8 protein-coding genes are annotated in these 11,718 nt (G+C 60.0%); 6 read left to right on the top strand and 2 right to left on the bottom strand.

Features of this window, described 5'->3' with window-relative positions:
* The first annotated feature begins 29 nt into the window (after nucleotides 1-29).
* Nucleotides 30-758, top strand: a complete 729-nt coding sequence (locus tag RYC17_RS13915; RefSeq protein WP_316903417.1) for an SDR family oxidoreductase — start codon at nucleotides 30-32, stop codon at nucleotides 756-758.
* Between the two features lie 4 nt (nucleotides 759-762).
* Nucleotides 763-2,385, top strand: a complete 1,623-nt coding sequence (locus tag RYC17_RS13910) for an FGGY-family carbohydrate kinase (RefSeq protein ID WP_316903415.1) — start codon at nucleotides 763-765, stop codon at nucleotides 2,383-2,385.
* Between the two features lie 160 nt (nucleotides 2,386-2,545).
* On the opposite strand, the gene RYC17_RS13905 is transcribed toward RYC17_RS13910, so the two are convergent.
* Nucleotides 2,546-5,539, bottom strand: coding sequence for an autotransporter domain-containing protein (locus RYC17_RS13905; protein WP_316903413.1), 2,994 nt, complete (start codon nucleotides 5,537-5,539; stop codon nucleotides 2,546-2,548).
* Nucleotides 5,540-5,874: 335 nt separating this feature from the next.
* Between RYC17_RS13905 and RYC17_RS13900 the strand changes: the two genes are divergently transcribed.
* A complete protein-coding gene (locus tag RYC17_RS13900; protein ID WP_004663667.1) occupies nucleotides 5,875-6,375 on the top strand; it encodes a hypothetical protein in 501 nt (166 codons plus the stop codon).
* A 62-nt stretch (nucleotides 6,376-6,437) separates the two neighbouring features.
* Here RYC17_RS13900 and RYC17_RS13895 read toward each other — a convergent pair whose 3' ends face one another.
* Entirely contained in the window at nucleotides 6,438-6,662 is a 225-nt protein-coding gene (locus RYC17_RS13895) for a hypothetical protein (RefSeq protein ID WP_004658688.1), read from the bottom strand.
* Nucleotides 6,663-6,911: 249 nt separating this feature from the next.
* Here RYC17_RS13895 and RYC17_RS13890 point away from each other — a divergent pair, with 249 nt between their 5' ends.
* The 3 genes from RYC17_RS13890 to RYC17_RS13880 are packed head-to-tail and all read left to right on the top strand — an operon-like array spanning nucleotide 6,912 to nucleotide 11,679.
* On the top strand, nucleotides 6,912-8,168 hold the full coding sequence (locus RYC17_RS13890; protein ID WP_058400329.1) for an HlyD family secretion protein: 1,257 nt from the start codon (nucleotides 6,912-6,914) through the stop codon (nucleotides 8,166-8,168).
* On the top strand, nucleotides 8,165-10,303 hold the full coding sequence (locus RYC17_RS13885) for a peptidase domain-containing ABC transporter (protein ID WP_316903411.1): 2,139 nt from the start codon (nucleotides 8,165-8,167) through the stop codon (nucleotides 10,301-10,303). Before RYC17_RS13890 ends, RYC17_RS13885 begins: the two co-directional genes overlap by 4 nt.
* Nucleotides 10,304-10,314: 11 nt before the next feature.
* Nucleotides 10,315-11,679 carry a TolC family protein gene (locus tag RYC17_RS13880; RefSeq protein ID WP_316903409.1) on the top strand — a complete coding sequence of 455 codons (1,365 nt, stop codon included), beginning with the start codon at nucleotides 10,315-10,317 and terminating at the stop codon, nucleotides 11,677-11,679.
* The last annotated feature ends 39 nt before the right edge of the window (nucleotides 11,680-11,718 follow it).

The following is an 11,718-nucleotide window of genomic DNA, read 5'->3' as shown; positions in this document are numbered from 1 at the left end:
ACCCCACTTTCGAATACAGAGGTGAACACATGAACCAGAAACTATCCATGAAAGTCGCCGCCATCACCGGCGGTGCCTCCGGTATCGGCCTGGCGTGCGCCAAGGAAATGCTCGCTGCCGGTGCCCAGGTGGCGTTGATAGACCGCTCTCGCGAAGGCCTGGAAAAGGTCTGCGTCGAGCTGGGCCCGAACGCCTTTCCCGTGGTGGTGGACCTGCTTGATCCGGACAGCGTCAAGACCATGCTGCCGCAGATCCTCGACCGCTTCGGCCGGCTCGACATCTTCCACGCCAACGCCGGCGCCTACATCGGCGGCGAAGTTGCGGATGGCGATCCGGATCAGTGGGATCGCATGCTTAATCTGAACATCAACGCCGCCTTCCGGTCGGTGCAGGCGGTGCTGCCACACATGATCGAACGGGGCAGCGGCGACATCATGCTGACCAGCTCCATCGCCGGGCTGATCCCGGTGGTTTGGGAGCCAATCTACACGGCGTCCAAGCATGCCATCCAGGCCTTCACTCATAGCCTGCGTCGGCAATTGATTAAACATGGTATTCGCGTCGGCGCGGTGGCGCCCGGGCCGGTGGTCACCGCGTTGATCAGCGACTGGCCGCAATTCAAGCTCGACGAGGCCAAGGCGTCGGGTGCCCTGATGGAGGCCAACGAGGTCGCCGAAGCGGTGCTGTTCATGCTGACCCGGCCGCACAACGTGGTGGTCCGCGATCTGGTCATCATGCCCTTCAGCGTGGACCTTTAATGCCATGAGCCGACATTTCATAGGTGTCGATGTGGGAACTGGCAGCGCGCGGGCAGGCGTGTTCGACGCCAGCGGGCGGCTGCTTGCCGCGGCCAAGGCTCCGCTTGAGATCTGGCATGGCGGTGGACAGCGGGTCGAGCAGTCGGCTGAGCAGATCTGGCAGGCCATTGTCAGCAGCGTCCGCGGCGCGCTGGACAAGGCTGGCGTCGGGGCCGAGGCTATCGCTGGCATCGGCTTCGATGCCACCTGCTCGCTGGTGGTGGTAACGGCCGCGGGCGATCCGGTCGGCGTCGGCGACTCAGGCGACGACCAGCGCAACGTCATGGTCTGGATGGATCATCGCGCCACGGCGGAGGCGATCGAGATCACCGCGACTGGCCATCCGGTACTGCGCTACGTAGGGGGGCGCATGTCGCCGGAGATGGAAACGCCCAAGCTGCTCTGGCTCAAACGTCATCGGCCACAGGCTTTCGACCGCGCCGGGCATTTCTTCGACTTGGCAGACTATCTCACCTGGCGTGCCACCGGCGACCTGGCGAGGTCGGCCTGCACCGTCACCTGCAAGTGGACCTATCTGGCCCACGAGCAACGCTGGGACGCCTCCTATTTCGAGACCATAGGGCTTGGCGAACTGGCAGAAGAAGGTTTCGTACGGCTTGGCACGCGCATCGTCGAACCCGGTACGCCCTTGGGCCAGGGTCTCTGCCCGACCGCGGCGGCCGAGTTCGGCCTGCTGCCGGGCACGGCGGTGGGCGCGGCGCTGATAGACGCCCATGCTGGCGGGGTCGGCTCCCTCGGCGGTGCCTCCCCCGATGGGCAGACGGCGGTCACGCAGCGTCTGGCCTATATCTTCGGCACCTCGGCCTGCTCCATGGCATCCAGTCCGGTGCCGGCCTACGTCGATGGCGTCTGGGGCCCGTATTACTCGGCTATGCTGCCGGGGCTCTGGCTCACCGAGGGCGGGCAGTCGGCGGCGGGGTCGGCCATCGATCACCTGGTCTCTCTGCATCCGGCAGTGGGAGAAGCACGCGAGACGGCCGAGCGACAGGGCCAGACGCTGCTTGCCTGGCTCGAAGCCCAGGTGGCGCCCCTCGGCAGCGCGGCGCTGGGCCTGGCCGACGGTCTGCACGTGGTGCCCGAATTCCTCGGTAACCGTTCGCCGTTCGCTGATCCCGATGCCCGTGCGGTGCTCGCTGGGCTGACCCTGGATCGGGAGCTGGAGGGACTTCCCGGCTTATACGTCGCTGGCCTCTGCGGCATCGCCTACGGTCTGCGGCAACTGCTCGAAGCCTTGGCGCGTGACGGTATCCCTATCGAGCTGATCGTTGCCAGTGGCGGTGCAGCCCAGAGCGATTTCGTCCGGCAGTTGCTTGCCGATGCCACCGGTGTACCGGTGGCGGTTAGTGACACCGAGGAACCGGTATTGCGAGGGGCGGCCATGCTGGGTGCCGTTGCTGCTGAAGCGGGTCTACGTCTGCTCGATGTCATGGAACGCATGGCGAGCCTGGACCGCGTGTTTACACCGGTAGAGGGAGCGCTCGCAGACCAGCATCGCAGGCGCTACGCTGCGTTCGAGGTTCTTCAGGCAGCTGAACGAGAAGTGCGATCTATATTCATTCGAGAATGAGTTCGACCCTGAAGTCCGTGATGAGCCTGCTTAACAAAAAAGGGTCCAGACGCCCCGTTTTCGGTGCTGTACTGGACCCTTGGCGATCAAGCTTGCTCCCACGGCCTTAGGCCAGAATCGAGAACAGACTTGTGTATAGCGCTGAGCGCTACAACTACGGTCAGAAGCGAACAGTCACGCCTGCATTGACCGAATGGAAGCGCGTGTCGGTACCGAACTGCCCCTGGTAGGACAGGTCCAGATCGGTCTGCCTGTTCAAGCGCAGTTTCGCGCCCACTTCAGTCAAGGCGGTGTTGCGTGTTTGAGCGACGCCCTGCACTTCGAAGTTTGGCCCGCCAGCGAAAGACTGGACGTTGCGCGGGTCCAGGTCACCGTAGGCACGTCGCCATCCTACTGAGCCGTAAACCTGCGTATTGACGTTCGCCACATTGATGCTCGACGACGCGCGCAGACCCAGTGTCGAGAAGAAGGTGTCCTGTTTATCGCTGGACACGTCCAGTGCGGCTGGCCCGCCTTTTTCGTGCAGGTCTTTGGCGTCGTAGCGCACGTAGGAAAGACCGGCGAAAGGCTCCAGAGCCATGCTGCCGACCGGTATGCGGTAGGCCGCCTCACCACTTGCCTGCAGCGACTGGGCGTTGCGCTTGCCGGTCAAGTGATCACTGAATCCGGCAAACGCCACATTCCGCTCACTCTCCAGCTTGTGCCAGGTGTAACCGACGTCAGCACTGAGGCGCAGGGTATCGATCTGGCCACCGGTGTAGAGGCCCAGATGATAGTTGTCGCTGTGACCGTCTGCATCGCTGTCATCGGCGTCGAACTTCGAACGGCTGTAGCCAGCGTAGACGCCACCGCGCCAATCCGGTGTGAAGCTACCATCGGCCCCGAACAGCAGGCCGCCAGTGCTTTGGTGCAGACCACCGGCACCGTTATTGCCGCTTGTCTTGGTCCAGTTGCCGAATGGCTGCACCCAGGCACCGTTTTGCGTGGTCGGTGTGCTTGGCATCAGATTGAGTGCCATGGCAGGCATGCGCAATGTTCCCGTATCCAGCAGATTACGCATGCGGGTGCCCAACACTCCGGACACCACTTGGCTATTGGCGATCAGGGCTGTTGAAGTACTGCCAAGGTAGTCGCCAGACAGTTGATCGGCTGCGTTGCGAGCGCTTTCGGCATCCAGAACCAGCAGGTTGTTGTAGAGGCGCAGGGGCTCACCGCTTTGCTCGAGTACGCTCAGCGCGCCAGCGGTATTGAACTGGTTTTGAGTCAGCATGACCGTCTGAAAGATGCCTGGTGTTGGTGCGGGTTCTGGAGTGGGCGTAGGTGTAGGCTCTGGTGTTGGTGTCGGCTCAGGAGTTGGAGTTGGCTCCGGTGTTGGAGTTGGAGTCGGGGTTGGCGTAGGTGTCGGCTCTACGCTTTTTTGCTCGATGGTGAGGTTCAGATCATTGGCGGTACGCTGCAGTCCGACATTCAGGAACGCCGAGTTGGTCAGCGCCTGGGCATAGGCGGTCCCTGCGGCGGCACCGTCGACCACACCGCCCTGAGCAGAGAGCAAGGTGTAAGTTCTGCCGCTCTGATAGCTTTGCGCAGGATCCAGCGCAGTCACGTTGACCTGCGTACCGCGCAGGGTGGCTGTGCCGCTGACGTTGATCTTGTCTGCTCTACCGTCGCCTGCGATGTCCGCGGCGTAACGTGAGCCAGCGGCCATGTCGAGGTCGCCTTGTATGGTCAGCGCACCTATGGCGCTTTCGCCGGGCGACAGGGTACCGCCGGAAGCTACCTGCGTAGTACCCACCTGACCGACGCCGGCCAGAACACCTCCGTCCAGTACCTGGGCGCTGTTGGTATACGTCCCGAACTCGGTGCGCCCGGCAATACCGTTGACCACCAGGGTGCCGTTGCCTACGTTAAACCGCGAAAGGCTTTGGGTCGTGGCTGTATTGCCGCGCTGATTGACCTGGTCGACGTTCCCCGACAGCACCAGTCGCCCGCCGCGCACAACGACGCTGCCGGCCAGCCCGGTAAGGTCGCCGCTCAAGGTGGTATTGCCGTTGAACGCATACACTCGGCCCGTTCCGTTCAGCGTGTTGGCAACCTGCAGATCAGTATCGGTATGGTTGAACGCCAAATGCCCCCCGTTGCCGGTGCCGAAATTAATGGCGGTTTGCGGGTCCAGTCGGCCGGCCGCCTGAGCTGTTCCGGCAGTCGTCGAATCGATATCGGTACGGTTGGGGTCGGTCACGACCGGACCGCCCACAGCAAGCGTGCCGCGTGTCGGATTGTTGATGCTGCTGATGGTGCTGATGAGAATACCGTTGGTAGAACTCAGCTCGGCACCGTCGGACAGCGTCAGGTAAGTGCGAGAGTCACTGGTGCCGAGCGTCATGCTTTGCGCTGCCAGGCGGGTGCCTTGTCCGGAAATACTCACCTGATTGCTGCGGCCGATGATGGCCGAACCCAGTAAGAGCGAGTCGGTGGTCAGTACTGCGCCGTTATCGAGAGTAAGGTTGTTTCTGTTTCTGAACGCGCCACTGTTGTCCCAGCGGGTTCCGGCGCCGGAAAGATTGACGACGGAGTCGATGTCTACCTGCTGGCTGTTGATCTTGCCACCATCATTGGCCGTTATGCTCGACCTGTAGACAAACACCCCACCGGCTTCGATATTGACCGCGTCGACCAGGGAGTTCTGGCCACTCACCAGCAACTGCGCGTTTGAAAATGCGTTGGAGCGAGCGCCGTTGACATCACCCAGATCCAGATCCCGCACCGACACCTGACCCCCGTTGCGCACGTTCAGGTCGCCTTGACCGACCCCACCGACAACGATCGTGTTACCCAGTACAAATGAGGTACGCGGTACTACCCAGCGCGAACCGGCCCCTTCGACTATGACGCTGGCCTGGGCCGGGTTGACGCCGGTACTGCTGGCTTGGCCAACAATGTTGCCGCCTTCGCTGGTCACGGTTGCGCCACTGTTGATGGTGAGGCTGGAAGAGTTGCCGTCAGTTGACCGCACCTCGATCGAGCCATCAATGACGCGGTCGCTGTTAAAGGTTTCCTGACCATTGGTAAGAACGTAATCCGCTGCCTGAGCATCTGGAAGCAGTGCAAGAGTAACCGCAAAAGCAAGCGGGGATAGTTTGAATAAGGGGTTCATAGCGACTCCAGATACTCCATAAAGACCACAAGGGGTGGCTGCCAGCCCTGAGGGCTTAGGCGTTTCCGTTCGGCGGGGTGCCAACAACGGGAGTATTGAGAGGCGAAGGTTGAATGGAAATAGCACGCATGTACTAGTGGCACGTACGCGTATGCACTAGTGGCACACAGTAATGTCCGGTTTAATCAGTTGGCCAGTGATGACTTAGTGCATCTGTACTATTGATGTTCTGTTGCGCCGTGACTACGGTTGCGTGCGAAGTTATTCGACGTTAATTATTTAAATAATGAGTGGCAGCGTTAGGTGCCTGGTGTGCCAGTCAGTGGAGTGTGTGAATGAAAAGTGTAGCCTTGTTTCCGTTGATTCTGGCATTGTCTGGGTGTGCGGGGCTTGATCAGGCCATGTCAATGACCAATGGCGTTCTTGATCAAACGGGTGATGTACTGAGCGGGGATTTCAGAGGGCTGGCCGAAGCCAGAGAAACAACCTTGACAGAAATATGGCGCGATTGGCAGACCAATGAGGTCACCGCGAAAGAGAAATGGGACGCTCAAACACTGATCATTCCTGGCGTCGTACAGCGCATTACTAAAACCGGGACGGCGGTCGGTCAGAATCAGATTGCGGTCATCTTCAGCGATCCGTCCAATCCCAAATGCACGGGCCAGGGCTTGACCCGTGATGACCTGTTGGTCAACAAGAAAAAAATAAGCAGCTTCAAGAAGGGCGACAGGGTTCTTGTGAAAGGTGTGTTGGGCACCAGTGAATCAAAGTGGACCGACAATGATGCTTGCTGGCTGTCTTTTGACAAAGCCGAATTCACACTTCAGAAATAGAAGCCGTCAGCATAAAACCCGGACAATGTCCGGGTTCTGTAAGCCGCGCATTGATAACGCTGTCAGTTCTGCCAGGTTGTGTAATAAACCGGAATACCCCGCGAGTTGGTGATGGATGCATAATTGAAACCTGGCGCAAACGACTCTCCGCCTGCGAAGGTGTAACCAAATGCGCTGAATTCAATACCACCGCCGACCTGGCTCAACTCGGTCTCGTTCAGCACTCGAAGTGCTGGTCCGGCAGGAAGCGCATTATGTGCCTGTTGTGGGTTCACTGCTTGAGTCATGGCGTTGTTTCCTCTGAAAGTGTCATTGATAAATCAGGGCTTCCGTACCGTTGAACGACGGAAGACAACACCATTAAAGTCACCGCTTACACACACCTCAATAGCACAAATGAGCTATTCGTTAGTGTGTCTTTTGGCCATTAGTTCATGTGTGCTATTGAGGTTAGTTGTCGTCAGGACTGTAATGCGTGGTCCGTTTGTGGTGCCTGTTTTATGGAGCATTCCTGATGATTGAAGCGATGGTCATTCATGCTCTTTCGACCTGAAGCGCTTGATGCGCAAAAGCGCAGTACGTTGGGGACGGTTTTGCTGGTCAGTCCATTATCGATGAGGCTGGCCGCTGCGGTGGCGTTGCTGTTTTGCATCAGCATGGGCCTGTTCCTGACCTTCGCCACCTACACCAAACGTACAGCCGCAAGCGGCGTACTGCTGCCTGAAACCGGCCTGATCAGGATCTACTCACCACAAGCTGGCGTGATCACCCGGCTCGACATCGTCGAGGGGCAACAGGTTGCAGACGGCGCTGTGCTGATGGCCTTGTCCAGCGACACACAAAGCGGTGAGGCGGGTGGCGCGCAACGGGCGATCAGCCTGTCGATCAAACGTCGTCAGGAAAGCCTCGCTCAGGAAATCGACGAGACGCTCGCTCTGCATCTTCAGGAGCTGGAGGGCAAGAAACGTCAGGTCGCGGCGCTTGAAACCGAGCAGCAGAAAATACTCGCGCAGATCGACCTGACGCGTCAGCGGCTGGCTTTGACCAAGGGCCTTGCCGAGCGCTACGCCAACCTGCAACGCCAGGACTACGTGTCCCGTGATCAGCTTCAGGAAAAGCAGGATGCAGTTCTGGACATGCGCCTGCGGGGCGAAGAGCTGAATCGCTCGCTGCTGACGGTTCGTGCCGAAAGCACCAGGCTGCGGGCGGAACTGGTCGAGCTGCCGTTCAACCAGAGCAAGCAGCTTGCCGATCTGCGACGCAGGCTGGCCGAGAATCAGGACCGCTTGATCGAAAGTGAAACCAAACGAGAGATTTTCATCACCGCACCGACGCTGGGTGAGGCCACGGCGATCGCGGTCTCCAATGGATCACGAGTCGACAGTACGCGACCGTTACTGAGCATTGTGCCTGCCGACGCAAAACTGCACGCCGAACTGTATCTGCCCAGCCGCTCCGTGGGGTTCGTGCGCACTGGTGACACGGTGATGTTGCGTTACCAGGCCTATCCCTATCAACGCTTTGGACTGCAACCGGGCAGGGTGTCATCGATCTCGCGTACCGCGTTGCCGGCCGATGAAGTCATGACCCTGGGCAACGTTTCCGAGCCGATGCGTGAACAGGGGCCTTTCTACCGGGTCACGGTTGCCCTGGCGTCTCAAACCATCGACGGCCAGGGCATGCACGAGCGCTTGCGTTCCGGCATGCAACTGGACGCCGACATCATGCAGGAAAGGCTGCCGCTCTATGAATGGATGCTGGAGCCTTTGCGCGGAATAGGAAAGCGGCTTTGAACCTGAGAAATACCTTCGCTTTTGGTGTGGGGAGAAAGCTGCCGGTTGTGCTCCAGGCCGAAGCCACTGAATGTGGCCTGGCGTGCATGGCCATGATCGCCAGCTATCACGGCCAGCACAGTGACCTCTTGTCGTTGCGGCAACGTCTCTCGCCCTCAATGAAAGGGGTCAACCTCAAGCAACTGACCCACATGGCTGCGCGGCTCGGGTTGGGCAGCCGTGCGTTGCGGGTCGAGCTGAATGCGCTCGGTCAGTTGCAGTTGCCCTGCGTGCTGCACTGGAACTTCAACCATTTCGTAGTGCTCAAGGAGGTCAACGCACGCGGTGTGGTGGTGCATGATCCGGGGCGTGGCGTGTGCAAGCTGACGCTTGACGAGGTGTCGGCAGCATTTACCGGCGTGGCACTGGAGTTGTGGCCGGAAAGTGATTTTCAGCCTGCCGCTGCACAGCCGCCGATCCCGCTGCGCAAACTGTTGGGGCGAGTACAGGGCTTTGGCCGGGTGCTGACGCAGGTGCTGCTTCTGGCCCTGGCGCTGGAGCTGTGTACCATCCTCAGTCCGTTTTTCATGCAGACCGTTATCGACAAGGTGCTGGTCAGCGCGGATTTGGACCTGTTGACGGTGCTGGCGATCGGCTTTGGCCTATTGCTGATCATTCAGCACACCGTTGCGCTGGCCCGTGCATGGGCGCTGATGTACCTGGGCACGATGCTCGGGTCACAGTGGCAGATCAATGTCTTTACCCATCTGCTGCGCCTGCCGGTGGCATTTTTCGAGCGTCGTCATCTGGGCGATATCGTCTCGCGCTTCGGTTCTCTCAAGGCCATCCAGCAGACCGTGACGACATCGTTCATTGAGGCCCTGCTGGATGGGCTGATGACGGTCGTCACACTGGGGCTGATGATTGCCTATAGCCCGAAGCTGGCGCTTGTTGCAGTGGTCGCGATGATTATCTACGGCCTGGCGCGCTGGATCTGGTTCGGGCCGTTGCGGCGTGCCAGCGAGAACCAGCTGGTCCATGCTGCTCGTCAGCAGTCGCACTTTCTGGAAAGCGCGCGCGGCGTGCGCACCATCAAGCTGTTCAATCGGCATGAGCAGCGTTGCAGTGCCTGGAGCGCTTTACTGGTCGAGGAAATCAATGCCGGTCTGCACCCGCAAAAACTGCAACTGGCCTATCGGGCCTTCAACGGCGTGCTGTTCGGGCTGGTCACGATCATTGTTATCTGGATGGGTGCCAGACTGGTTCTGGAAGGGCAATTCAGCGCCGGTATGCTGATTGCGTTCAACTCGTACAAGGAGCAGTTCAACGGTCGGGTGGCTGGTCTGATCGACAAGATTGTCGACGTGATCATGTTGCGCCTGCACGGTGAGCGGCTCGCCGACATCGTGCTGCACGATGCCGAGCCGATTGCCGGTCCGGATACGTTCGATGACGCGTGCAACGACAGGGTGCCCAGCCTTGAAGTACGGCAATTGCGCTTTCGCTATTCCGAGCACGAGCCGTATGTGCTGGACGACGTGTCAATTCATGTCCGCGCAGGCGAATCGGTAGCCATCGTCGGTCCCTCGGGTGGCGGTAAAAGTACCTTGCTCAATGTCATGCTGGGCATTCTGGCGCCCTGCGCAGGCAGTGTTCTGCTGGATGGCTTGCCGGTCGGGCCGGAAAACATCGGCAGGCTGCGCCGTATCACCGGTACGGTGCTTCAGGACGATGTGCTGTTCGCCGGTTCCATCGGCGACAACATCAGTTTTTTCGAGACCGGTGCCGATCAGAAATGGATCGAGCAATGCGCGCATCTCGCTGCAGTCCACGATGATATAGCGCAGATGCCGATGGGCTATAACACGCTGGTGGGCGACATGGGCACGGTACTGTCCGGTGGGCAGAAGCAAAGGGTGCTACTGGCCCGCGCCCTCTACAAGCGCCCGCAACTCCTGTTTCTCGATGAAGCGACCAGCCACCTGGACATCACCAGGGAAGCCGCGGTCAATCAGGCGCTGCAGACGTTGAACATCACCCGCATCATCGTTGCCCACCGCCCGGAAACCATCCGCACGGCGGATCGGGTCGTGGCGCTTGCGCAAGGCCGGGTTGCCTACGATGGCCCGGTGCTCAATGAGGCTCCTTCAGCGTGAGGCGGCGGGGCATGATTCGTTGCGCTGGCTGGCAGTGTCTGTTGAGCGCGTTCGGCCTGTTAATGGCGTCGTTGTGCATGGCCGATGCCCGTGTGGACGCATGCCCCGGCTCCAGTCGTCTGCCAGACGCATTGAGTCTGGCAACGGCCGTGTCTGTCGCGCTGTGTGCCGATCCGAAATTGCGTGAGGTGTGGCTGACCGAGCTGGCACGGCAGGCTGACCTGGATGCCGAGCATTCGGCTTACTATCCGACCGTGCAGGGGCAGTTTCAAAAGGGGCGGGCTGGCAAGACCACGCGCTACCCGGGTTTTCCAGAAGCCGACTCCAGGCTGAACTCCAACACCAGCGTCTACGGCCTCAACCTGAGCTGGGTATTGTTCGACTTTGGTCTGCGCGCCGCCAAAGTCGAAAGCGCCCGGCAGTTATTGAATGTCGCCAGTAGCAGCCGGATCGAAGAGGTGCAGAAGTCGATGCTTGCCACCGCCCGGGTGTTCTATCAAGTGCAGGCGAACATGGCGTTGTTGCACGCGAGAATCAGCGCCGAGCGTCTGGCGGCCAACAGTCTGAAAGCCGCTGACGCAAAGTATCGCGAGGGTGCCGGCGAGCAGACGGATCGTCTCCAGGCTCAATCCAGTTATGCCGAAGCACAGTTGAACAGGGTCATGGCGGAGGGCGATCTGGCGGCGGTGCAGGGCGAGTTGGCCAGTCAGCTGGGGTTGTCGCCGTCGGCACCGCTCAAGCTGGTTGAGCTGGATGAGCCCGGGGCCGATGAAGGAGTGTTTCTGGGCAACGTCAATAGTCTGATGGAGCAGGCCAGGGCGTCTCATCCAGCTATCGAAAAGGCCCGCGCCGACTGGGCGGCGAGCCAGGCCAAGGCCGATGCGGCAAAAGCCCAGGGGCTGCCGACGGTGTCGCTGTTCAGCAATTACAGCCGCCAGGACACGCCTATCGAGCAGGTTTCAACCCGTCAGGAGGTGAACACCTGGACCATCGGTGTGCAAATCACCGTGCCGATTTTCGATGGCTTTCTCAATCGGCGCAGAGCGCGGGCCGCCCGTTACGAAAGCGCCGCCCGCGAACAGGCCCTGCACGAGGTGGAAAACAGTATTGCGCTCAGTGTCTGGAAGAGTCGACAGACCCTGGAGTCCAGAACGAGGGCGCTGGCAATCAGTCGTCTTTTTGTCGAGAGTGCCAGCAAGTCTTACGAAATTGCCCAGGGTCGTTACAAAGCAGGCGTTGGCAGTATTCTTGAGCTTCTGCGCTCGCAAAACGATCTGAGCGCGGCGACTCAGAAACGCGTGGAGTCTCTGGTCAACTGGCATAACGCCAAGCTGCAGTTGGCGTCTGACCTTGGCAGCCTGAACATCGGCGACTGATGCCGTTCCAGGCCCTGCGTGATCGACTGCAAGGACGCA

This window comes from Pseudomonas syringae group sp. J248-6 (genome assembly GCF_032586995.1).
Lineage (GTDB): Bacteria > Pseudomonadota > Gammaproteobacteria > Pseudomonadales > Pseudomonadaceae > Aquipseudomonas > Aquipseudomonas amygdali.
This window is presented reverse-complemented; position numbering and strand designations above follow the sequence as displayed.